Annotated in this window: 19 protein-coding genes and 1 tRNA gene; 11 read left to right on the top strand and 9 right to left on the bottom strand. The window is 68.5% G+C overall.

The window, feature by feature from the left end; all coding sequences use genetic code 11:
- Positions 1–135 precede the first annotated feature (135 nt).
- From CYU89_RS13235 to CYU89_RS13255, 5 genes are all read left to right on the top strand, one after another.
- Positions 136–1,920, top strand: coding sequence for an autotransporter assembly complex family protein (locus tag CYU89_RS13235; protein WP_296281639.1), 1,785 nt, complete (start codon positions 136–138; stop codon positions 1,918–1,920).
- The gene (locus CYU89_RS13240) at positions 1,917–5,750 is read left to right on the top strand and encodes a translocation/assembly module TamB domain-containing protein (RefSeq protein WP_296281640.1); all 3,834 of its coding nucleotides are present in this window, start codon (positions 1,917–1,919) and stop codon (positions 5,748–5,750) included. Before CYU89_RS13235 ends, CYU89_RS13240 begins: the two co-directional genes overlap by 4 nt.
- A gap of 50 nt (positions 5,751–5,800) precedes the next feature.
- Positions 5,801–6,811 (top strand): winged helix DNA-binding domain-containing protein, encoded by a 1,011-nt coding sequence (locus CYU89_RS13245; protein ID WP_296281641.1) that lies wholly within the window; start codon positions 5,801–5,803, stop codon positions 6,809–6,811.
- Positions 6,812–6,880: 69 nt separating this feature from the next.
- The gene (locus CYU89_RS13250) at positions 6,881–9,028 is read left to right on the top strand and encodes a S46 family peptidase (RefSeq protein ID WP_296281669.1); all 2,148 of its coding nucleotides are present in this window, start codon (positions 6,881–6,883) and stop codon (positions 9,026–9,028) included.
- Complete coding sequence (locus CYU89_RS13255; protein WP_296281642.1) at positions 9,025–9,207, top strand: oxidoreductase-like domain-containing protein; 183 nt, start codon at positions 9,025–9,027, stop codon at positions 9,205–9,207. Before CYU89_RS13250 ends, CYU89_RS13255 begins: the two co-directional genes overlap by 4 nt.
- A gap of 114 nt (positions 9,208–9,321) precedes the next feature.
- On the opposite strand, the gene mnmG is transcribed toward CYU89_RS13255, so the two are convergent.
- Positions 9,322–11,211, bottom strand: coding sequence for a tRNA uridine-5-carboxymethylaminomethyl(34) synthesis enzyme MnmG (gene mnmG / locus CYU89_RS13260; protein WP_296281644.1), 1,890 nt, complete (start codon positions 11,209–11,211; stop codon positions 9,322–9,324).
- A gap of 445 nt (positions 11,212–11,656) precedes the next feature.
- Entirely contained in the window at positions 11,657–12,268 is a 612-nt protein-coding gene (locus CYU89_RS13265; RefSeq protein WP_296281671.1) for a hypothetical protein, read from the bottom strand.
- A 137-nt stretch (positions 12,269–12,405) separates the two neighbouring features.
- Between CYU89_RS13265 and CYU89_RS13270 the strand changes: the two genes are divergently transcribed.
- Genes CYU89_RS13270 through CYU89_RS13280 form a run of 3 tightly spaced genes read left to right on the top strand, consistent with a single transcriptional unit; the run spans position 12,406 to position 14,457 of the window.
- Positions 12,406–13,368, top strand: coding sequence for a pyridoxal-phosphate dependent enzyme (locus CYU89_RS13270; RefSeq protein WP_296281646.1), 963 nt, complete (start codon positions 12,406–12,408; stop codon positions 13,366–13,368).
- Positions 13,365–13,973, top strand: coding sequence for a YdcF family protein (locus CYU89_RS13275; RefSeq protein WP_296281647.1), 609 nt, complete (start codon positions 13,365–13,367; stop codon positions 13,971–13,973). The genes CYU89_RS13270 and CYU89_RS13275 overlap by 4 nt, the downstream gene beginning before the upstream one ends.
- A 46-nt stretch (positions 13,974–14,019) precedes the next feature.
- Positions 14,020–14,457, top strand: a complete 438-nt coding sequence (locus CYU89_RS13280) for a ketosteroid isomerase-related protein (RefSeq protein ID WP_296281650.1) — start codon at positions 14,020–14,022, stop codon at positions 14,455–14,457.
- A gap of 57 nt (positions 14,458–14,514) precedes the next feature.
- On the opposite strand, the gene bioC is transcribed toward CYU89_RS13280, so the two are convergent.
- From bioC to bioB, 4 genes are all read right to left on the bottom strand, one after another.
- Positions 14,515–15,414: a malonyl-ACP O-methyltransferase BioC gene (gene bioC / locus CYU89_RS13285; protein WP_296281652.1), complete on the bottom strand. Its 900-nt coding sequence runs from the start codon at positions 15,412–15,414 to the stop codon at positions 14,515–14,517.
- The gene (bioH, locus tag CYU89_RS13290; RefSeq protein WP_296281654.1) at positions 15,411–16,187 is read right to left on the bottom strand and encodes a pimeloyl-ACP methyl ester esterase BioH; all 777 of its coding nucleotides are present in this window, start codon (positions 16,185–16,187) and stop codon (positions 15,411–15,413) included. Before bioH ends, bioC begins: the two co-directional genes overlap by 4 nt.
- Positions 16,188–16,246: 59 nt before the next feature.
- Complete coding sequence (gene bioF / locus CYU89_RS13295) at positions 16,247–17,446, bottom strand: 8-amino-7-oxononanoate synthase (RefSeq protein ID WP_296281655.1); 1,200 nt, start codon at positions 17,444–17,446, stop codon at positions 16,247–16,249.
- A 115-nt stretch (positions 17,447–17,561) separates the two neighbouring features.
- Positions 17,562–18,638 carry a biotin synthase BioB gene (gene bioB / locus CYU89_RS13300; RefSeq protein ID WP_296281657.1) on the bottom strand — a complete coding sequence of 359 codons (1,077 nt, stop codon included), beginning with the start codon at positions 18,636–18,638 and terminating at the stop codon, positions 17,562–17,564.
- Between the two features lie 61 nt (positions 18,639–18,699).
- On the opposite strand from bioB, the gene CYU89_RS13305 reads away from it, so the two are divergent.
- Positions 18,700–19,404, top strand: a complete 705-nt coding sequence (locus tag CYU89_RS13305) for a ComF family protein (protein WP_296281660.1) — start codon at positions 18,700–18,702, stop codon at positions 19,402–19,404.
- A 387-nt stretch (positions 19,405–19,791) separates the two neighbouring features.
- Here the strand turns inward: CYU89_RS13305 and ubiA are convergent, their stop codons facing one another.
- Complete coding sequence (ubiA, locus tag CYU89_RS13310; RefSeq protein WP_296281662.1) at positions 19,792–20,694, bottom strand: 4-hydroxybenzoate octaprenyltransferase; 903 nt, start codon at positions 20,692–20,694, stop codon at positions 19,792–19,794.
- Positions 20,695–20,926: 232 nt separating this feature from the next.
- On the opposite strand from ubiA, the gene CYU89_RS13315 reads away from it, so the two are divergent.
- Both CYU89_RS13315 and CYU89_RS13320 read left to right on the top strand, forming a co-directional pair.
- A tRNA-Arg gene (locus CYU89_RS13315) sits at positions 20,927–21,003 on the top strand.
- Positions 21,004–21,147: 144 nt separating this feature from the next.
- Positions 21,148–21,621 carry a DUF488 domain-containing protein gene (locus CYU89_RS13320; RefSeq protein ID WP_296281664.1) on the top strand — a complete coding sequence of 158 codons (474 nt, stop codon included), beginning with the start codon at positions 21,148–21,150 and terminating at the stop codon, positions 21,619–21,621.
- Here the strand turns inward: CYU89_RS13320 and CYU89_RS13325 are convergent.
- Complete coding sequence (locus tag CYU89_RS13325; RefSeq protein WP_296281665.1) at positions 21,578–22,408, bottom strand: hypothetical protein; 831 nt, start codon at positions 22,406–22,408, stop codon at positions 21,578–21,580. The two genes, CYU89_RS13320 and CYU89_RS13325, sit on opposite strands and share 44 nt — an antisense overlap.
- Positions 22,409–22,444: 36 nt before the next feature.
- Positions 22,445–22,883, bottom strand: a 439-nt coding sequence (locus CYU89_RS13330; protein ID WP_296281667.1) for an HNH endonuclease family protein, incomplete at its 5' end; no start/stop codon positions are given.

The raw sequence follows: 22,883 nt of genomic DNA on the forward strand, positions 1-22,883 counted from the left end.
CCTTCGGCACCCTCTACCCGCGCGCGGGGCGAGGGAATGCTCCGCATGATGTGATCGACTGGTCGCGTGAACCGCGACGGGACAAACCGTACCGATCCTTCACCCCGCTTAACCCCCACCGGGTATCCTCCCCGCATGCGTCGATTCCCCCGCCTCGCCACCGTCGCCGTTCTGCTCGCCGCCACCGGTCCCGCCTTGGCTGCGGCCATCGTCGACAAGGTGCAGGTCGAGGGGCTGGACGACGAACTGATGGTCGAGAACATCAACGCCGCGCTGTCGCTCAACGACTCGCTCGGCAATCGCCTCGGCGAATCACGGCTGGAATACCTGCTGGGCGAAGCCGTCGCCGAAACGCGCGAGGCCCTGGAGCCGTTCGGCTACTACTCGCCCACCATCACCATCGATGCCCCGCGCAGCGAGGCCGCCGAAGACGAGCGCCTGACGGTGGTCGTGCGCGTGCAGCTCGGCGAGCCGGTGCGGGTGCGCAGGCGCGACCTGTCCATCGAAGGCGAAGGCGGTGAAGACCGTTACCTCAAGGAAGACCTGGCCGCCTTCGCGCCGGATGTCGGGGATGTCTTCGACCACACCACCTATGAGGCGAGCAAGCTGGCCATCGTGCGGCGCCTGGCGGACCGCGGTTACTTCGATGCGGACTTCACCCATCGCCGCGTGGAGATCACGCGTGCCGACCACGCCGCCGACATCGCACTCGGCTGGGTCAGCGGCATCCGCTACGACATGGGGGCGACGACCTTCCACCAGGACAAGTTCGACCCCGGTCTGCTCGACAAGCTGGTGTACTGGGAAGAAGGCAGCTACTTCCACCAGGGCAAGCTGGACCGGCTGCGCGAATCGCTGGTCGGGCTGGACTACTTCTCCAGCATCGACATCCAAGCCAATCCCGACAAGGCCGTCGACGGGCGCGTGCCGATCGACGTGAACCTGGAGCTGGCCAGGCGCGACATCTACACCGCCGGCCTGGCATACGGCACCGAGAGCGGCCCGGGTATCCGGCTGGGGCTGGACCGGCGCTACGTCAACTCGCGCGGGCACAAACTGTCCACGCACCTGGATTACGCGCAGAAGCGCAAGACGCTGCTCACGCAGTACCGCATCCCCGCGTTCAAGTGGCTCGATGGCTGGTACACGGTCGGCCTGCAGGCCAGCGACGAACAGACGGATTACATCGACCTGCGCCATGTCGAGTTCACCGGCAGCCGCAGCGGCCAGGTCAGCGAGGACTGGACGGCAGTGGCCTCGATCCATGCGCTGCGGGAACGCTGGCGCTACGTCGAGGATGATCCGTTGACCGGCCTGCCCGACACCACCGTGCAGTACGCCACGTTCACCTACCCGTCGCTGCGCGCGGACTACACCAATTCGCCGGTCGGTTCGAACCGTCCCGACCAGCTGGCAGGGTCCCTCCTGTTGCGCGGCGGCGTCGACGGCGCGGGCTCGGACGCCAACTTCCTGCAGTTCCACATGCGCGCGCGCTGGTCGCAGCGCTACAAGGCCAACAGCACGCTGATCGTGCGCGGCGAATACGGGCACACCTTCACCAGTTCGCTGGTGGCGATGCCGCCTTCGCTGCGCTTCTTCGCCGGCGGCGACCGCAGCATCCGCGGCTACGCCTGGCGCGAAGTCGGGCCGCGCCGCGGCGACTACGCGCTTGGCGCGAAGAACGTGCTCACCAGCAGCGTTGAATACGAGTTCTATCCGAAGGGCGGTCCTTACGGCGGCGCGGTGTTCGTGGATACCGGCAGTGCGTTCGACGGCACGCGCCCCGACCTCAGCACCGGCATCGGCGTGGGCCTGCGCTGGCGTTCGCCGGTCGGTCCCGTCCGCCTCGACGTGGCGCATGGCCTGAACGACCCGGATTCCAGCTTCCAGATCTACCTCAACATCGGGACCGACCTGTGAGGAAGAAGGCGCTTCCCGACGACCTGACACCGGAAGAGCGCGAAGCGCGCATCGCCGAGTTGCGCGCGCGCCGCAGGGCGCGCATGCGCACGTTGGCGATCCGCAGCGCGATCGGCAGCGGCGTGCTGCTCGTGCTGCTGTGCATCGGCCTGTACTGGCTGTTGCAGACGGTGGCCGGGCGCGACGTGCTGCTGGCGCAGATCCAGGCGCGGCTGCCGGCGGACGCATCGCTGACGTACAAGCAAGTCGATGGCCCCATCGCCGGTCCGCTGACGCTGCGCGGCGTGGATTTCCGCTGGGACACGATCCGCTTCACAGCAGACGAGGTCTATCTGGAACCCGACCTGCGGCCGCTGCTCGGCAAGCGCCTGCGCCTGGACGTGCTGAAGCTGCGCGGCGCGATGCTCGACGTGCCCGAAAGCGATGAACCGTTCGAGCTGCCGCGCTGGCCCGACGTGTTGCCGCAGATCGAGATGCCGCTGGCGATCCAGGCCGACCGCATGGAGATCGACCGCTTCCTGATCCGCCAGAGCGGACAACCGGTCATCGACATTTCGCGCGCAACCGGCGCGATCGACATCGGCAACGGGTACGTGCATGCGCAGAAGCTGGCCATCGCCAGCGACCGCGGCGCATTCGGCGTGCACGGCAGTTACGCACCGCGTGACGGATACGCCACCGACCTCACCGCGACGGGAGTGTTCCCTGCGCCATTGGGTCGCACGCCCGCGCGCATCGGCCTGGTGGCACGCGGCAATCGCGCGCGCATGAGCGTCGGCGTGTCCGGCGCTGCGCCGGCCCCCGTGCGCGCCACGCTGACCCTGCGCGGCGAGACGGAGCCGACCTGGAACTTCGCGGCGAAGTCCGACGCCCTTGATCTCTCGCTGCTCGGCGTGATGGAGGACAGCACCCCCGTGTCGTTCGACCTGGTCGCGAAGGGCGCCGGGGGTGCCGCCGACCTGCAGGGCACGTTGCGGCAGGGCGACATCGCGGTCGTCATCGAACCCTCGCACGCGCGCATCGACGGCGAAGTGCTGACCGTGGAGCCGCTGGCGATCCGCGCGTTCGACGGCTATGCCTCGCTGCGCGGCCGCGCCGACTTCACCGCGCCGGAGAATCCCGGATTCCGATTCGCCGTCAACGCGCGCGGCCTGCGCTGGGGTACGGAAGCGGACAGCATGATCGGCGCCGAAGGCGACTTCGGCCTGGCCGGCAAGCTGGACGCCTGGGCCGCCATCGGCAAGGCCACGCTGACGCGCGGCAATGAAAGCGCGCTGCTGGAATTCGATGGCCGCGGCAATGCCGAGCGCGTGCAGCTGGAAACGCTGCGCGCCACCATGCCCACCGGCACGCTCGATGCGACGGGCAAGGTCGGCTGGGCGCCGGTGCTGGACTGGGACGTGAAGGCGACGCTGGCCGGGTTCGATCCCGGCTATTTCGCAGCAGGATGGACCGGCAACGTCTCCGGCAACCTCGCATCGCAGGGGCGCCAGCGCGAGGATGGCCTGTTCCAGGGCGCGCTGGACATACCGAAGCTGAGCGGTCGCCTGCGCGACCGGCCGCTGGATGCACGCGGCACATTCGCGCTTGACGGCAACAACGGCGAAGGCGATCTGGCCTTGTCGCTCGGCGGCAGCCGCGTCACCGCGAAGGGCAGGGTGGGCGATACGCTGGCCATCGACGCCGCGTTCCGCCCGTTCAACCTCGCGGACCTGCTGCCCGAGGCCAGCGGCACGCTCGCCGGCACGGTCAGCCTCACCGGCGCCCGCAATGCGCCGAACATCGATGCCGACCTCGGTGGCGAGAACCTGCGCTGGAACGACTGGAGTGCGGGCACGCTCAGCCTACGCGGGCGCCTGCCCTGGCGCAGTGGCAGCGGCAACCTGGCGCTGCAGGGCAGCGCGGTGGACGTGGGCGCGGTACTGGACACCGTCGCTCTCAACGCCCGTGGCGCCGTGGAAGACCTGCGCTTCGATGGCGACGCGCGCAACGCGATGGGCGCCGTCGCGCTGTCCGGCACCGCGCAGAAACGCGGCGCCCACTGGCAGGGCACGCTCGACGCGTTGCGCATCGCGCCGTCGAAGGGCAACCCATGGACCTTGCGGCAACCGGCACGCTTCGCGCAGAACGGCGCCAACTGGACGCTGTCCGAGAGCTGCCTCGGCTCCGACATCGGGGGCGAACTGTGCGCCAGCGCAAACTGGCCGCGCCAGGGGCTGGCCGTGCGTGGCGAAGCGCTGTCGCTCGCACTGGTGCAGCCGTGGCTGCCGCCGGCCGATGGTCGTCCGCTGACGCTGCGCGGCGAGTTCACCCTCGATGCCACGCTCCGCCCGGCCGGCAACGCCTGGCAGGGCGAAGTGCACCTCGCGTCGCTGGACGGCGGCCTGAAGATGGGCACCACCGCGCGCGGCGAGATCATCCGCTACGACAACTTCACCCTCGACGTGGACTTCACCCCGCAACGCATCCAGGGCCGGCTGGGCACCGGCTTCAAGGGCGACGGTTACGTGGATGCGACGTTCAACACCGGCTGGGACGCATTCGCGCCGCTGAAGGGCGACCTGTACTTCCACAACTCGCGCCTGTTCTGGATGGAGTTGTTCTCGCCGGACCTGGTACGCCCGCGTGGCAAGTTGGCTGGCCATATCGGCGTGGCGGGCACGCGCGGACGACCGCTGCTGAGCGGTGAAGCGACGCTGACCGAATTCACCGGCGAACTTCCCGCGCTGGGCGTGTCGCTGACCGACGGTGGCGCGGAGCTGGTCGCACTGTCCGACGGCAGCGCGCGCATCGACGGCAGCATGAAGACCGTGTCGTCCACCGGCGGCACCGGCACCGGCGGCATCCTCAACGTGTCGGGCACGCTGGGCTGGAACAACGACACCACGCCACTGCAGTTCCAGGTGCGCGGCGACAACGTGCTGGTCGCCGACACCACCGACCTGCGCGCGGTGGCGTCGCCGAACATCCAGGTGGGCTTCGCCGACAACACCATCCAGGTCCGCGGCGAGGTAGGCATCCCGTCGGCGACCATCGATGTCGAAAAACTGGACGACGGTGTGTCTGCCTCGGAAGACGTCGTGATCCTGGACCCCGTCGATCCCGAGCGCGCACCCAGTTCGCGCCTCGACCTGGACCTGTCGCTGAAGGTCGGTGACGAGGTCAGGTTGAAGGGCTATGGGCTGGAAGGCACGCTGGCCGGCACGCTGCACGTGCGCTCGCAACCGGGCCGCGAAATGCTGGCGACCGGCCGGCTCGATGTGGACGGCCGCTACGAGGCGTACGGGCAGAAGCTGCGCATCACCCGCGGCGAACTGACGTGGAGCAACAACGCCGTCTCCGATCCGCGCATCAACATCCGCGCCGAACGCGACGTCGTCAGCGCCAGCGTCACCGCCGGTATCGACGTGACCGGCCGTGCCAGCCAGCCGCGCGCGCGCGTGTGGTCCAACCCGGCGATGTCCGAGTCCGAAGCACTCGCCTACCTGGTGCTGGGCCGCTCGCTCAACACGGCGAGCAGCGACGAAAGCCAGCGCATCAACGCGGCTTCGTCCGCACTGGGCGCGGGCGCAGGATTGCTCGCGTCGCAATTGGGCGCGAAGATCGGGCTGGACGATGCGGGGGTGCTGGAATCGCGCACGCTGGGCGGCTCCGTGTTCGGCGTGGGCAAGTACCTCTCACCCAAGCTGTACGTCAGCTATGGGGTCTCGATGATCGGCTCCGGATCGGCGGTGACGCTGAAGTATTTGCTGCGCAAGGGGTTCGACGTGGAAATCGAATCCAGCACCATCGAGACGCGCGGCTCGATCAACTGGCGCAAGGAGAAGTAGGCGTGCTGCCGTCGCTGACGGCACGACGCCTGCACGCGCAAGGCATAACGATGCCCCTTGCCGCGTCGCCTGCCGATGTCGTCCGCCACATGGGCGCGCTGCAGGCGCAGGACTACCACGCTGCGCTGTGGGCCGTCGGCCTGCGGACGGAAGCGGCGACGCGGGCACAGGTGGAGGATGCGATCACGCGCGGCGAGATCGTGCGCACCTGGCCGATGCGGGGCACGCTGCACCTGCTGGCACGCGAGGACGTGCGATGGATGGTGGCGCTGCTCGCACCGCGCGTGCAGGCGGCGCATGCCGCGCGCATCGCGCGCGACCTGGGTCTCGACGCGGCCACGCTAGCGACCGGGCGGCGCGTCATCGAGCGTGCGCTGGCCGATGGCGCACCGGTCCCGCGCGCCGACCTGTATGCCCGGCTCGACGCCTCCGGCATCGCCAGCACCGGTCAGCGCGGCCTGCACCTGCTGAACTGGCTGGCGCATGAGAGCGTGATCTGCCAAGGGCCGCGCCAGGGCAGACAGCCGACCTTCGTGCTGATGGAGGCGTGGGTGCCACCAGACGCGCCGCTGGACCGCGACGAAGCCCTGCACCGGCTGGCGCTGCGCTACCTGCAGGGCCATGGGCCCGCCACCGCCGCCGACCTCGCCTGGTGGGCGGGACTGACGCAGAAGGACGCGGTGCACGCGCTGGCGCTCGCCAGCGCAGAGACCGAACGGGAAGCGCGCGACGGCACAACTTGGTGGTGGCGTGCCGACGCACCGGCTGCGCCGCGGTCGCGCACGATCCACCTGCTGCCCGCCTTCGATGAATACCTGATCGGCTATCGCGACCGCACGCCGGTGCTGGACGCCGCGCATGCGCGCCGCGTGATCGGCCTCAATGGACTGGTCGCGGCCACCATCATCGTCGGCGGCCGGGTGGCGGCGACCTGGAAGCGCGGCGGCGGCAACGACGGCGAGGTCGTGCTCGATCCGCTGCGCGCACTCGCCGACGCCGAACATGCCGGCATCCGCCGCGCGGCGACGCGCTGGCGTCGCTTTCTCGGCGACGCTCGCTGACGGCACGGCACGCGCCTTCATTGCCGCAGCGGCGCAGGCCCGATATCGTCGCGGTCTCTCCGCTGGATGCTGACGATGCGCCGCCGACTTTCTACCTCCGTCCTCGCCCTGGGCGTCGCCCTGTCCCTGCCCGCCGAGGCCGACGAGGGCATGTGGATGCCCTCGCAACTGCCGCAGCTTGCCAAGACACTGCGCGACGCCGGTTTCACGGGCGATCCGAAGACGCTGGCGGACGTCACCGCCGCGCCGCTCAGTGCCGTGGTGCGCGCGGGTGGCGGGACGGGCGCGTTCGTGTCACGGGATGGCCTGCTGCTGACCAACCACCACGTTGCCTTCGGCGTGATCCAGTACAACAGCAAGCCTGGGCAGAATCTGATCGATGACGGCTTCATCGCAGCTGACCCCGCCGGCGAACTGCCCGCGAATCCCGACTTCCGCGTGTGGGTGACGGTGGCTTACGACAAGGTTACCGATACGGTGCTGAAGGACACCGCCGGCAAGACCGGGCGCGACTACTTCGATGCCGTGGACCGCGCAAGCAAGGCGATCGTGGCTGAGTGCGAGGCCGCCGGCGGCGTGCGCTGCAGCGTCGCCAACATGTACCACGGCACCGACTTCTACCGCATCACCCAACTGGAACTGCGCGACATCCGCCTGGCCTACGCGCCGCCCCGCGCGATCGGCAACTACGGCGACGAGATCGACAATTTCATGTGGCCGCGCCACACCGGCGACTTCACCCTGCTGCGCGCTTACGTGGGCAAGGACGGCAAGCCGGCCGCCTACAGCCCGGACAACGTGCCCTATCGCGCGCCCGCACACCTGTCGCTGGCCAAGGATGGGCCGAAGGCCGGCGACTACGCCATGCTCGCCGGCTATCCGGGCGTCACCTACCGGCACCGCACCGCGGCCGAGTTCGACGAACAGATCAACTGGACCCTGCCCGCACGCGTGGCCGTGTTCGACCAGCTCATCGCCGTAATCGAAGCGGCTGGCAGGCAGGATGCCGACGCGAAGACGCGCTATGCGGCGCAGCTGCAGTCGCTGAAGAACAACCGCAAGCGCGCTGCCGGCGAACTGGAAGGCCTGCGCCGCAGCGATGCCGTGCGCGTTCGTGCCGAGGACGAGCGCGGCATGCTGGCGACCGACGCGGCAGCGAAGGAACGGTCGGACATCGATGCGCTTGCCGCCTCGATCGCCGGCGGATCGGCGGTGCGCGAGCGCGAGCTGCTGTTGGCGCTGTTCGGTTCGCAGTCGCAACTGATGCGCAGCGCGATCACGCTGGAGCGCTTGCGGCTGGAATCGGCCAAGCCGGACGCCGAGCGCGAGAGCGGCTACCAGGCGCGCGACCATGCGTTGATCGAAGGCATCCTGAAGCAGGTGCAGCGCCGGTATTCGCCTGACGTGGAGAAGGCGCTGCTGACGGTGCTGTTGACGCGCTACCAGCAATTGCCGGACGCGCAGCGCCTGCCGGGCTTCGATGCGGCTTTCGGCCGCACGCCCGCTTCGCTCAAGAAGGCGTTGGATGTGCTGTATGCGGGAACGAAGCTCGGTGACGAGGCCGAGCGCCTGTCGCGCTTCGCGGCGGCGCGCGAAGGCAAACCGCTGGCCGCCGATCCCCTGATCGACCTGGCAACGGCGCTGGTACCCGTGCAGTTGGCACTGGAGCAGGAACGCAAGACGCGTGAAGGCGAGCAGCTGCGGCTGCGCCCGGCCTACATGCGCGCGCTGTTCGCTTGGCGCAAGCAGCAGGGACGCGCCCTGTATCCGGACGCCAACGGCACGCTGCGGGTCAGCTTCGGCAAGGTCGACGGCTTCTCGCCGCGCGACGGCGTGCAGTACACGCCGGTGACCACGGTGGCCGGCATCGTCGAGAAGAACACCGGCCAGGTGCCATTCGACGCGCCGAAGCCGCTGCTCGATGCGATCGCCAAAGGCGATTTCGCCGGCACCGAAGATCCCGCGCTGAAGACGCAGACGGTCAACTTCCTCACCAACCTGGACACGACCGGCGGCAACTCCGGTTCGCCCGTGCTCAACGCGCGCGGTGAACTGATCGGCCTGAACTTCGACAGCAACTGGGAATCCGTCAGCGCCAGCTGGATGTTCGACCCTCGCTACAAGCGCGCGGTGCACGTGGACATGCGCTACCTGCGCTGGCTGATGGGCAAGGTCTATCCGGCGCCGCACCTGCTGAAGGAAATGGGCGCACCGTGACGCCCGACGACGATCCGCGCCCGGTCGAACCCGAACCGCCGCTGCCCAGCGACTGCTGCAACAGCGGCTGCCCGATCTGCGTGCATGACCTCTATGCGGAGCAGTTGCAGCACTACCGGCAGCAGTTGGCGGCGTGGAAGGAACGGCATCCCGAAGAACCCCCTGCAGGAGCGACGTAAGTCGCGACCGCACGCCTTCCCGCGTGCAAGGCTCGCTCTCCTGCATGGATGGTGCGTCGTCACTGAAAATCCACGGTCGCGACTTACGTCGCTCCTACAACAGCCGAGCGGCACTTATGCCACGCGCGTGCGCCGCGCCCGCTCCAGGTGAACCAGCAGCAGCGAGATGGCGGCCGGTGTCATGCCGGGGATGCGCTGCGCCTGGCCGACGGTCTCCGGCTGAACGCGCTCGAGCTTCTGCTGCACTTCCGCCGACAGGCCCCGCACGCTGGCGAAATCGAAGCCGGCCGGGATCGGCGTGGACTCGTTACGCTGCTGGCGCTCGATCTCGTCGCGCTGGCGGTCCAGGTAACCGGCGTACTTCACGCCGATCTCCACCTGCTCGGCGACCTGCGCATCGTCAACGCCGGGGCCGATCGAGGGCACGGCGACGAGCTTGGCGTAGTCCAGTTCCGGGCGCTTGATCAGGTCGAGCACGTTGGTCTCGCGGCTGACCTGCACGCCGAGGGTATCGGCCACTTCGCGGCCCAGGGCATTGCCGGGCGTGGCCCACAGCGCGCGCAGGCGGCCGGTCTCGCGCGCGATGGCGTCGCGCTTGGCGTCGAAGCGCTGCCAGCGCGTGTCATCCACCAGGCCCAGCGCGCGGCCGGTTTCGGTCAGGCGCAGATCGGCGTTGTCCTCGCGCAGCTGCAACCGGTACTCGGCGCGACTGGTGAACATGCGGTACGGCTCCTTCGTGCCGTGCGTGATCAGGTCGTCGACCAGCACGCCGAGATAGGCCTCGTCGCGACGTGGCGACCACGCCTCTTTCTGCTGCGCGAAGCGCGCGGCGTTGAGGCCGGCGAGCAGGCCTTGCGCAGCAGCTTCCTCGTATCCCGTGGTGCCGTTGATCTGGCCGGCGAAGAACAGGCCGGCGACCGCCTTGGTCTCCAGCGACGCCTTCAATCCGCGCGGATCGAAGAAGTCGTACTCGATGGCGTAGCCCGGACGCGTGATGTGCGCGTTCTCCATGCCACGGATGCTGCGCACGAGCGCGAGCTGGACGTCGAACGGCAATGATGTCGAGATGCCATTGGGGTAGATCTCCGCGACATCGAGGCCTTCCGGTTCGACGAAGATCTGGTGGCTGGCCTTCTCGGCGAAACGCACTACCTTGTCTTCGATCGACGGGCAGTAGCGCGGCCCGATACCTTCGATCTGGCCCGAGTACATCGGCGAGCGATGCAGCGAGCCGCGGATGATCTCGTGGGTCTGCTCGCTGGTATGCGTGATCCAGCACGACACCTGCCGCGGATGGTCGGACACGTCGCCCATGAACGACATCACCGGCAACGGATCATCACCGGGCTGCTCCTCCATCACCGAATAGTCGAGCGAACGGCCGTCGATGCGCGGCGGCGTGCCCGTCTTCAGGCGATCGACCATGAAGGCGCCTTCGCGCAGGCGCTGCGCCAGCGCGGTGGCCGGTGGATCGCCTGCGCGACCTGCGGCGTACTGCGTCTCGCCGACATGGATCTTGCCGGCGAGGAAGGTGCCCGCGGTCAGCACGACCGCCGGCGCATGGAAGGTCAGGCCGGTCTGGGTGACCGCGCCGCGGACGGTACCGTTCTCGATGACGAGGTCATCGACGGCGGCCTGGAACAGGGTCAGGCTGGGCTGCGCCTCCACCGCGCGGCGGATCGCGCTGCGGTACAGCGCGCGGTCCGCCTGGCACCGCGTGGCGCGCACGGCCGGGCCTTTCGATGCATTGAGCGTGCGCCACTGGATGCCGGCACGGTCGGCCGCCCACGCCATCACGCCACCCAGCGCATCGATCTCCTTGACCAGGTGGCCCTTGCCGATGCCGCCGATGGCCGGGTTGCAGCTCATGGCGCCGACGGTTTCCACGTTGTGCGTCAGCAGCAGCGTGCGTGCGCCCGCGCGAGCGGAGGCGAGCGCGGCCTCGGTGCCGGCATGGCCGCCGCCGATGATGATGACGTCGTAGTGGTGGAAGCGCTGGGTCATGGGGTCGGTCAGGGGACGGCGCCGGGAAAGCCCGGGATCGGTGGAAGCGCGTCGTGCGCAGGGCGGGAAGTTGGCACGCTTCCTGCTGTATCCCCCTGCACCCGTCGTGGCAAGCGACCAGGGGCGCCGGGCTGGTAATTGGAACAGGGGCCAGCCATGCGCACGCCGGGGATGCCGAGGGGCCGGTAGTCGGGGGACTGCCGGCCCCTTTTTTGTGCGCGCAGGATACCAGAGCAAGAAAAAAGCCCGGCATGACCGGGCTTCTTGTTAGGCGCCGACGCCCGATGGGGCCGGAACAGGGGGGATCCAGATTTCCCCACCGGACGTCGACATTGAACCTTTATTGCCGCTTACGTCAGAAAGCGACGCAACCGGTCAACTGGGTTTGCAGCCTGCGACGGCAGCGGCGGGAAAGCAACGGACGGGGCGTTGCTGGGGACTGGAATCAGGGTTCTATCTGACGGGAGGTATCCCGTTCCGCCCGGGCGGGGCGGGACGGCGGGGCAGGACGCTCCATGCGGGGCGGCGGCGACGCACGTTCCATCGTGCGGGGACGCTCCTGCCTTGGCATGGACGGAGGCGAGGTGACACGCGGGCGCTGGTAGCCACCGCCATCGACACGGGGCTGGCTCGGCGACGGCGCGGCCTGGTTGGGACGCCCCGGGACCATCGGCTGCGATCCCCCTTCGCGCCAGCGGCCTGTCGGGTCGCGCCACGGCGGCGGGCGATTGCCGCCTCCGCCGTTGGACGGCGGGGGCTTGGGTGGGGGATTGTTGTGGTCCGGGCGCGGGTGACGCGGCGGGTAATAGGGGTAGTGGGAGCCGTAGTACCCGTAGTACGGATAGCCGTAATAGCCGCCGTATCCATACCCGCCATACCCATAACCGCCATAGGCGCCACCGCCACCGTAGTAGCCGCCGTACGGGTCGTAGTACTGCGTGCTGGGCCGGCCATGGTAATAGCCGCCCGGTGCGGTATCGCCGACATAGTCGTACGTCGCGCAGCCACCCAGCGCGAGGCTGGCGAATGCGATGGTCAGAAGAGATGTGCGCTTCATGGCAGGACCCCCGTTGCTTTGCAGGGCCAGCATCGGCCTGCCGCATTGAATCCGTGCTTAACCCTGCCCCCTGCCCTGAAGGGTGAAATCGCCTGCTGGCGCAGGTTCATGTCGGGATGATGCGATAACCTTTCCGCATGCCGAGCCCCCTGCCCACCTTCCACGATGTCCTTGCCGCCGCCGCCCGCATCGCTCCGCATGCCCATGCCACACCGGTGCTGCGCTCGGGCGCGCTGGACGCGATCGCCGGTTGCGAGCTGCATTTCAAGGCCGAGCCGCTGCAGAGGACGGGGGCATTCAAGTTCCGCGGCGCGTGCAATGCCGTGTGGGCCCTCGACGATGCGACCGCGGCACGCGGTGTGGTGACGCACTCGTCCGGCAACCATGGCGCTGCGCTGGCCCTGGCCGCACGCACGCGCGGCATCGCCTGCCATGTGGTGGTGCCGGAAGGCGCGAATGCGGCCAAGCGGGCCAGCATCGCGCGGTACGGTGCGCAGCTGCACTCCTGTGCACCCACCATCGACGCGCGCGAGGCGACCGCCCGCGCGGTGCAGGCCGACACCGGCGCCAGCCTGATCCATCCGTATACCCACCCCCATGTCATCGCCGGCCAGGGGACCGCGGCGCTCGAGCTGCTCAACGCACAGGGCCCGCTCGATGCGGTAGTGGCGCCGGTCGGTGGCGGCGGGCTGCTGTCCGGCACCGCTATAGCTGCTGCCACCCTCGCGCCCGCCTGCCGCATCATCGGCGCTGAACCGGACGGCGCGGCCGACACCGCCGCCTCGCTGTCGGCGGGCGAGCGCCGCATCGAATTCACCCCGGATACCGTCTGCGACGGCCTGCGCGGCACGCTGGGCGAGCCGAACTTCGCGGTGCTGCGCGCGTACCAGGTGGACGTGGTTACCGTGCCCGACGCGGAGACGCTCGCGGCCATGCGACTGCTATGGCAATGCCTGAAGGTGCTGGTGGAGCCTTCGTCGGCCATCGCGCTGGCGGCGATCCTGCGGGAGCGCGGCCGTTTCGCAGGCCAGCGCGTCGGCGTGGTGCTGTCCGGCGGCAATGTCGACCTGGATGCACTGCCCTGGGAGCGCGCGGCATGAGGGGCAGGCAGCGGAAGACGAGGCGCGGCGTCGGCGGCTGGCTCTGGCGGCTGGCACTGCTGGTGCTGGTCTGGCTGGTCGGCGTGGCCGCCTACATCGTCTGGGTGGGGCAGCGCGACGACGCCGGCCCGGCGGACGCCATCATCGTGCTCGGCGCCGCCGCGTACGATGCCAAGCCCTCGCCCGTGTTCGAGGAGCGCATCCGCCATGGCATCGACCTGTACAAGCGCGGCCTGGCGCCGAAGCTCATCTTCACCGGCGGCTACGGCGGCGTGGGCGCACGGTTTTCCGAATCGCAGGTCGCGCGCCGCTATGCGCTGCGCCAGGGCGTACCCGACAAGGCCATCCTGATCGAATCGTTGTCGCGCAACACGCACGAGAACCTGCGGCAGGCCTCGCTGCTGATGCACGAGCACGACCTGCACCGCGTCATCATCGTCAGCGACCCGCTGCACATGGCGCGGTCGCTGCGGATCAGCCGCGGCCTGGGCATCAACGCGGTGGGCTCGCCCACGCCGACCAGCCGCTTCCGCAGCTTCGCCACGCGCTGGCGGTTCCTGCTGCAGGAAGTCTACTTTTTCCACCGCGACCGGCTGCCGCGCTGACAGCGGGGCGTATCATCCCCGCCTTGCCCACCCCACGGGACTTCCCATGAAGATCGACGGCACGCGCCGGCAAGACCGCGCCACCGAACTCGTCCTGAGCTACTACACGGCGTTCAACCGCGGCGACTGGGAAGGCATGCTCTCGATGCTCACCGACGACGTGGTGCACGACCTCAACCAGGGTGCGCGTGAAACCGGACGCGAGGCGTTCGCGACGTTCCTGGGCCGCATGAATGCCTGTTACCGCGAGCAGCTGCGCGACATCGTCGTGCTGGTGACCCAGGATGGCCAGCGTGCGGCTGCCGAGTACGTGGTGCATGGCGAGTACCTGCACACCGACGAAGGCCTGCCCGAGGCGGACGGACAGACTTACATCCTGCCGGGCGGCGCCTTCTTCGAGATCCGCGACGACCGCATCGCGAGGGTCACCAACTACTACAACCTGCAGGAGTGGGTCCGGCAGGTGAGCCGCGCCAGCTCCTGAACCGACGCGGACGCGATAGGTCGCCGCAAGCTTTGGGGTGGCGACCCCGTCGGCGAGCTACTCGCCGCGTCGCCGGATCGGAATCTTCGACAGCGGCACCGCCGCGATGTCCTCGCCCTGCCCGCGGATCGGCGCGCCCGGCGGTGGCGCCCATGCGTGCGCGTAGATCACGTCCCAGGTGCTGGGCAGCTTTCCGTCCGCGCGTCGCAGCGGTTCGTACGCACGGGCGGCAGCGGCGAACCGCGCGCGCCCCGTCAGCGTATGGCGGCGATGGCGCAGTGCGTTGGTCGCGCCCATCGCGCGCAGTTCGCGCATCAGGGCGGGCATATCGTCGTAGGTCAGCGTGAAGCGATCGCGGTCGAGCACCGGATCACGGAAGCCCGCGAGCATCAACGCATCGCCGAACTGCGCGATGGGGGGGAACGGGCTGACATGCGGCGTGTCGTCGGCCTGCGCGAACGCCTCGCGCAGTTCCTGCAGGGTTTCCGGGCCGAACGTCGAGCACACCAGCAAACCGCCGGGTTTCAGCACGCGACGAAAGCCATTGAACGCCGCCGGCAGGTCGTCGACCCATTGCAGGCTGAGGTTGCAGAACAGCACGTCGACACTGGCCTCGGCCAGTGGCAAGGCGCGCAGATCGGCGCAGACGCGCTGGAACGGCTTCCACCAGCCGGCCTGTTTCCTCGCCTCGCGCAGCATCGGCAGCGCCAGGTCCAGCGCGATCACCTGCGCCTTCGGCCAGCGCTTGCGCATGGTGGCGGCCGCATGCGCGGGTCCGCACCCGACATCCAGCACGACGCGCGGCGCCGCGGCGTCCGGTCCCTGCCGCAGGGCGAAGTAGTCCAGCGATTCCAGCAGGCGCTTCTCGACCTCGTGCTGCAGTGCCGCCGCCGCGTCATAACCTGCGGCCGAGCGCGAAAAGGCGCGCCGGATGTGGCGTTGGTCGAAGGTGGTCATGCGACCTCGTCCTGCCGCAACGACTGCATGAACGCGTCCACGTCGCCCGCCACGAGATCGGCGTGGCCAAGGAACGGCGCATGGCCCCCGCCCGCGATCTCGACGAACGTGGCGTGCGGCGCGGCGGCGGCCGATGCCTGCATCGCCTTCGACGGCACCAGCAGGTCACGGCGTCCGGCAAGCCACAGGGTGGGCACAGCGAGTGCCGGCAGCGTCGCGCGCAGGTCGGACTGCTCGAGCAGCTTGAGACCGGCATGCAAGGCGGCAGGCGACGGTTCGCCGCGGGCATACAGATCCTGCTTCAACGTGCGCAACTCGCTGCGGGCGTGTTCGGAGCCCATCGTGTCGAGCGCGAGGAACCGGTCCAGCGTACCTGCGTAGTCGTTGCGCAGGTCGTCGCCGAACTGGGCGAACACCCGTGCCTCGACCGCATGCGGCCATGTTTCGTCGCGGACGAAGCGCGGCGTCGCGGCGATCATCGCCAACCCGCGCACCTGCGGCGACGAGGCTGCCGCATGCAGCGCGAACAGGCCGCCCAGCGACCACGCCAGCCAGACGGCCGGCGGCGTGCGCGCGAGGATGGCGTCGACCGTGGCGTCCAGCGTCAGCGCGACCTCGCTGTCGCGGCTGTGGCCATGGCCCGGCAGGTCGACGAGATGCAGCGTGTAACGGTCGGACAGTCGCTGCACCAGGGGCGCGAAGACGCCGCCATGCAGCGCCCAGCCATGCAACAGCACCAGGGAGGGGCCGCTGCCGAGGGTTTCGATATGCATGCCGCGTATTGTCGCCGATCCCGCGCGAGTCGGGACCGTGCGGCCGCGCGCGGGTTCGATCAGGCGACCGCGCCGTGCACGCGCTGCACCGCCTCCCACGCGCGCGACAAGGTCGTCACCAATCCGTCCACGTCCTGCGGCGAATGCAGGGCGGACAACGTCACCCGCAGCCGCGCCTTGCCGTCGGGTACCGTCGGTGGCCGGATCGCCGGCACCAAGTAGCCGGCGCTGTCCAGGGCGGCGGACAGCGCCAGCGCCGTGGCATCGCCGCCGCACAGGACCGGCTGGATCGCGGAGTCCGAAGCCATCAGCTGCAGCCCCGCGCGCTGCGCTCCGCTGCGGAATCGATCGACCAGCGACATCAGCTTGTCGCGCCGCCACTGGTCGCGGCGCGCATGCTTCACCGCAACGCGCGTGGCCGCGGCCAAGGCCGGCGGCATGGCCGTGGTGTAGATGTAGGGGCGCGCGGTTTCGGCCAGGTGCTGGATCAGCGTGTCCTCGCCGACCACAACCGCACCGTAGCCCCCCAGCGCCTTGCCCAGGGTGACCAGCTGCAGCGGCACGTCGGCGACGCCCATGCGCGCTTCGGCCACGCTGCCGCGCCCTTCCGGCCCGCGCACGCCGACGCCGTGCGCGTCGTCGACGAAGAACAGCGCCTGCTGCATGCGGGCGACGAGACTAAGCGACCGCAGCGGCGCGGCGTCGCCATCCATGCTGAAGACGCCATCGGTGGCCAGCATCGCCGCGCCCTCCGGCTGCAGCTTCAGCTGGCGCAATGCGCCTTCGGGGTCGAGATGCGGATAGCGGCGCAGCTTCGCGCCCGCAAGCCGCGTGGCATCCAGCAGGCTGGCGTGGTTGAGGCGGTCCTGCACGCAGACATCGCCGTCCTCCAGCAGTGCCTGCTGTACGGCGAGGTTGGCGAGGAATCCGCTGCCGAACAGCAGCGCACGCGGATAACCCAGCCAGTCGGCGATGTCGCGCTCCAGCCCCTCATGCGCGGCGTGGTGGCCGCTGACCAGGTGCGAGGCGCCGGCGCCAGCACCTTCGCGCGCGGCTGCGTCCTGCAGCGCGTTGGTCACTTCGAACTGCTGCGCCAGTCCCAGGTAGTCGTTGCTGCTGAACTCGGTCAGCCAGCGCCCGCTGATCTCGACCCGCACGCCGTCGCGGCGCGCGACGGTGCGGCGGACGCGCTGCCGGCCCAGCGCGATGCGCTGCTGGCGCTGGGCGAGGATGCGATCGTGCAGGTCGATGCGGGTCATGTCGGCGGGCCTGGCGGATGAGGACGCCGGGGCGCGGGAAGTCGTCGACGACGACACGCCGGCCCGCGTTTCCGCGCCAGCGTCTTCGTCCGGTACTGCCCCCTGTCGCCCCGACTTACGCCGCCCGGCCGCAGGACGGCTCGGGACGGGTGATGTCGGCATGCACCGTACCGCTGCCCGGGGCATCGGTTCTGTGATGGTCGTGCACGTTTTCCACCTGCACGGCCATCGGACGCAGGCCCAGGCGGGCGAACAGCGCCCGGTCGCGCTCGGTGTCCGGGTTGCCCGTGGTCAGCAGCTTCTCGCCGTAGAAGATCGAATTGGCGCCGGCCAGGAAGCACAGCGCCTGCAGTTCGTCGCTCATCGCCTCGCGGCCGGCCGACAGGCGCACCATCGACGCCGGCATGACGATGCGGGCGACCGCGATGGTGCGTACGAACTCGAAGGGGTCCAGTTCGCTGGTGCCATGCAGCGGCGTACCGGCGACCTGCACCAGCCGGTTGATCGGCACCGAATCCGGATGCGAGGGCAGGTTCGCCAGCGCTTGCAGCAGGCCGGCGCGTTGGTCGCGCGACTCGCCCATGCCGACGATGCCGCCGCAACAGGTCTTCATGCCGGCGTCGCGCACGTGCGCCAGCGTGTCCAGGCGGTCCTGGTACTGGCGGGTATGGATGATGTCGCCGTAGAAGTCGGGCGCGGTATCGAGGTTGTGGTTGTAGTAGTCCAGCCCCGCGTCCTTCAGCGCCTGCGCCTGTTCGCCGCTCAACATGCCGAGGGTGGCGCAGGTCTCCAGGCCCATCGCCTTCACGCCGCGGATCATCGCGGCGACCTTCGGGATGTCGCGGTCCTTCGGCGAACGCCACGCCGCGCCCATGCAGAAGCGCGAGGCGCCGGCCGCCTTCGCCTGCGCCGCCTTGGCCAGCACCTCGTCGGCGTCCATCAGTTTCTGCGCGGCCACGCCGGTGTCGTAGCGCTGGGCCTGCGGGCAGTAGGCGCAGTCCTCCGGGCAGCCACCGGTCTTCACCGACAGCAGTGTGGACACCTGCACTTCCGCCGGGTCGAAGTGGGCGCGATGGACCGTCGATGCCCGATGCAGCAGCGCGGGGAACGGCAGGTCGAACAGGGCCAGCAGTTCGTCGCGCTGCCAGTCGTGGCGCACGACCGGCGCATCGGGAGAAATGTGAAGGGACATCGCGGCCTCGGCGGACTACAGTCGGGGAAGTCTGGAAACCGGGCCCTGCCCTGTCAACCGCATGGATGCTTTGGAAGTTGACGGCTGGTGGCGCCGTGCGAGCCGGTGGCTGCTGGCGCCACGCTGCCTCATCTGCCTCGAACGCGGCCACAACGGCACCGATCTGTGTGCGTCCTGCACCGAACGGCTGCCTTGGAACCGGGTCGCGTGCGTCCGGTGCGGGCTGCCGATGCCGGCGGCCGGGGAATGCGGCGACTGCCTGCAGCATCCGTCCTCGCTGACGCACGTGCGCGCGGTGTTCGTCTACGGTTTTCCCCTGGACCGGCTGGTACCGCGCTTCAAGTTCCACCGCGACCTCGCCGCGGGCCGGCTGATGGCGAACCTCATGGTCGGGGTGCTGGCATCGGCCCCCCGGCCGGACGCCGTGGTTCCGCTTCCGCTGCACGCGCACCGCCTGCGGGAACGGGGCTACGACCAGGCGCTCGAACTCGCACGACCCTTGGCGACCACGCTCGCACTGCCGCTCCGCACCGACCTGCTGCTGCGTGTCCGCGCGACGGCACCGCAGTCGGAACTCGACGCCGGCCAGCGGCAGAAGAATGTCGCACGCGCCTTCGCGGTGTCGCCGCGCCTCACGCCGCCCGACCACGTGGTGTTGCTCGACGACGTGATGACCACGGGCGCCACGCTGGATGCAGCCGCGCGCGCGTTGCTGCGCGCGGGTGCGAAGCGGGTAGATGCCTGGGTCTGCGCGCGCGTGCCCTGAGGCCCTGCACTCCCTGACCCCTCCTGGCAGAGCGGTGGCGGTCACCCGGCACGGCAGCGTCAGCACAAGCTGGCCACCCACCGGGAAGGCCGGAATGCTCCCACCGCTCTTGCCGGTCAGGCTCGCGGACGGACACCGTTCACTCCGGGCAGAGGGCGCCGCCGGTCGCGATGTAGCCCGCCATCGGCGCAGGATCGGTGCACTTCAGGCGTCGCGCAGCATTGTTCCTTTTGCGGCGGCCGGGACCGGATTGCCGGCGGTCATCGTGTCCGTCACGACGCGGCCCGACAGCGCGGCGACGGGGCTGGCCGCTCTTGACGATCGACAGGCCCGCGCGGGAAATGCGCACGTTGCGGGACACGCACGACTGCAATGATCGTGAAAGCGTTACGCGGCGCGAAGGGCAAGATCCAGTGCCAGGCCGGCGAAGATCGCCGCACCCACCCAGTTGTTGTGCAGGAAGGCGCGGAAACATGCGGTGCGTTCGCGATGACGTGCCATCCAGAACTGTGAGATGACCAGCAGGGTCGCCACCGCCAGGCTGATTCCGTAATACATGCCCAGCCCGGCCTGACGTCCCACCAGGTACAGGGCGATGATGACCAGCGCGTACAGCACGCCCTGTATGACCAGGTCCAGATCGCCGAACAGGATGGCGGTGGATTTCGATCCCGCGCGCAGATCGTCTTCGCGATCCACCATCGCGTACCACGTGTCATACGCGGTGGCCCACAGGATGTTCGCGCCATAGAGCACCCAGGCAACCGGCGGCACCTCGCCCTGCACCGCCGCAAACGCCATCGGGATGCCCCAACCGAACGCCAGGCCCAGGTAGACCTGCGGCAGGTACGTATAGCGCTTCAGATACGGATAGCTCGCCGCGAGGAACAGGCCGACCACACTCAGCGCGACCGTGAGCCGGTTCATCGTCAGTACCAGGCCGAAGGCGGCCAGCATCAGCACCGCGAACACGACCAGGGCTTCGCGCCCGGATACGGCACCGGTCGCCAGCGGACGATCGCGCGTGCGCTCCACCTGCGGGTCCAGCCATCGGTCCGCGTAATCGTTGATCACGCATCCCGCCGACCGGGTCAGCCAGACGCCGGCGGTGAACACGACCAGCGTCCACCAGGGCGGCACGCCGCCGGCTGCCAGCCACAGTGCCCACCAGGTGGGCCACAGCAGCAGCAGCACGCCGATAGGCCGGTCGCCGCGCACCAGCTTCCAGTACTGGCCCAGTCGCGCACGCCAGCGCAGCGCGCCGCCTTCTTCGAAACGCTCGTATCCCATGCGGAAAGGGTAGCAGGCGCGATGGCGCGGCCCGGGCATTTCCCCGCCCCGTCGGACGATATGCGCCTGCGCGCCGGTTTGCGGCTAGAATGCCCGTCCCGTGCGCCCGTAGCTCAGCCGGATAGAGTAGTGGCTTCCGAAGCCACTACTCATAGGCCAGAATCGGGAACCGAAGCGTCACCGGGCCATTACTCGAAAGTGGCTGGCCCGAAGCAAAAAGTCCTTAAAAAACGCGCCTGTAGCTCAGCCGGATAGAGTAGTGGCTTCCGAAGCCATTGGTCGGGGGTTCGAATCCCTCCAGGCGCGCCATCCCTGCTGGGACAAATCTGTGCCGGGCCTGTGCCTCGAGATTTCTGGTGAAGGGGGGCCAGAGAGCAATGGCCCTGTGACAGACCACCATTTCTGAAGTGGCCGGCGTGGGTATGATCTGGCCGGCAAATTGGTTCTCGACAAATGACAGTTTTCACAATTGGCTATGAGGGGCTGGACATCGACGATTTCATGTCGCTGCTCTCAAAGCACGGCATCGAGACGATCGTGGACATCCGCGAGTTGCCCCTATCTCGAAAACCCGGCTTCTCGAAAAAGTCGCTGGCCAACGCGCTCAACCTCTCGGGCCGCGAGTATGTCCACATGGTTGGGCTAGGCTGCCCGAAGCCCGTGCGCGACGGATACCGTGAGGACGGCGACTGGAAGCGGTACACCACCGGCTTTCTTAAGTATCTGAAGACGCAGAAGGACGCCGTCGCCGAACTGGCTGAACTGGTGGAGTCCTCGACCTGCGCACTGCTGTGCTACGAGGCTGATTTCAACTTCTGCCACCGCTCGATGGTGGCCGACGCGGTGAACAAGCACTGCGGCGCAGACGTCGAGCACATCCCTGTCAAAGCAACGTCATCTGCCGGTCGTCAACTGGCTTACGTTTAGGCGGGTAGATCAGGCTGACGATCAGCCACTGGTCCTGGAACCGGTGCTGGTTGCCCAGCAGAAACATCAGTTCCTTGCTGCCGAGGTCTTCCTCCAGCTTTGCACGGAACGGCTGCTCCCAATCCACGCCGTGCCTGTGCCGGCAGTTCCAGAACAGCGCGCCTGCCTCCCAATCGACGATCTTGTGCTTGTGCTCTTTCTCGCCTTCCGGCGTGTCGCACACGTAGCGATAGTGGAAATCGAACGGCACCTTGCGGAGCTGCTTCACCTGCTTGCGCTCCTCCGCCTCCGAGAACAGGTTGCCCTGCATCTGCTCCTTTAGCAGCTTCTCCCGCTCCTCGTCCGTCCAGTCAGGGTTGCGGGCCTTGCTGATGTCCAGGCCCAGCAGCCGCTTGGGGCGCAGCAGGGCCAGCGACAAGCCATCAGCGATGCGAGCGGCATCGATGGCATCGAAGCTGTCGAATGACGGCATCTTGTCCAGCCACTCCCAACGGCTGCCCCATGCCTTCTTGGTGTCCATCACGTCGCCGCAGTTGATGGTATCGACGTAGACCTTGTGGCTCTCGGGCCGGTGATCCTTGTTGGCCTTTTCGACGCGCACGTCGATCCACTGCCACTTCTTGAACTGCTGGCCGTCCTCGACCATCCGGAACGGCACCGGGAACAGACGGCGCATCGCGCCGCTCTGGGTGATGCCCGCGACACAGGAAGTTTCGACGAATTGCGCGCTGGGCGATGGATAAGTCTTCGCCAGTATTAGGATTCGTTCGACTCGCCCCAAAGCCATTGCACGCCCCCCTTCGTGATGTCCGATGGCGTCCTTCTAAACGTCGACGGGCGACGTTTTCCAGACGTCTTGAACCAAGGCTATCAGCAGCCCGTGGCGCGCCTCAATGGCCTTTGCATCCCATGCGGGAAATGCCTTCAGCCTTTCGTTGATTCGGGTGATGGAGGTGTTCTTGCCGACGTCGGTCAGCTTCACCAGACTGCGGGTGAGGTAGTTGCCGCTCTTGCGGTACTCGGCCTGCTTCGCCGCATAGAAATCATTGCCCGCGACGATGTTGATGGGCTTCTCCAGCAAGGTCAGGTTGCCGAGCCGGTTCTTGTAGTCGTCGTAACCGGCACCCGGATTCTCGGTAGCCCATTTGGCACGCAGTTCCTCTTTAGGGTTGTCGGGCAGGATGTGTTCGATCTCCAGTTTGGTGAAAGACTCCAGGCTGCCTGGTATTTTCAATCCACTGAATGCCATCTCAACATACTGC

The sequence above is a fragment of the Pseudoxanthomonas sp. genome, assembly GCF_002863005.1.
Taxonomy (GTDB): domain Bacteria; phylum Pseudomonadota; class Gammaproteobacteria; order Xanthomonadales; family Xanthomonadaceae; genus Pseudoxanthomonas_A.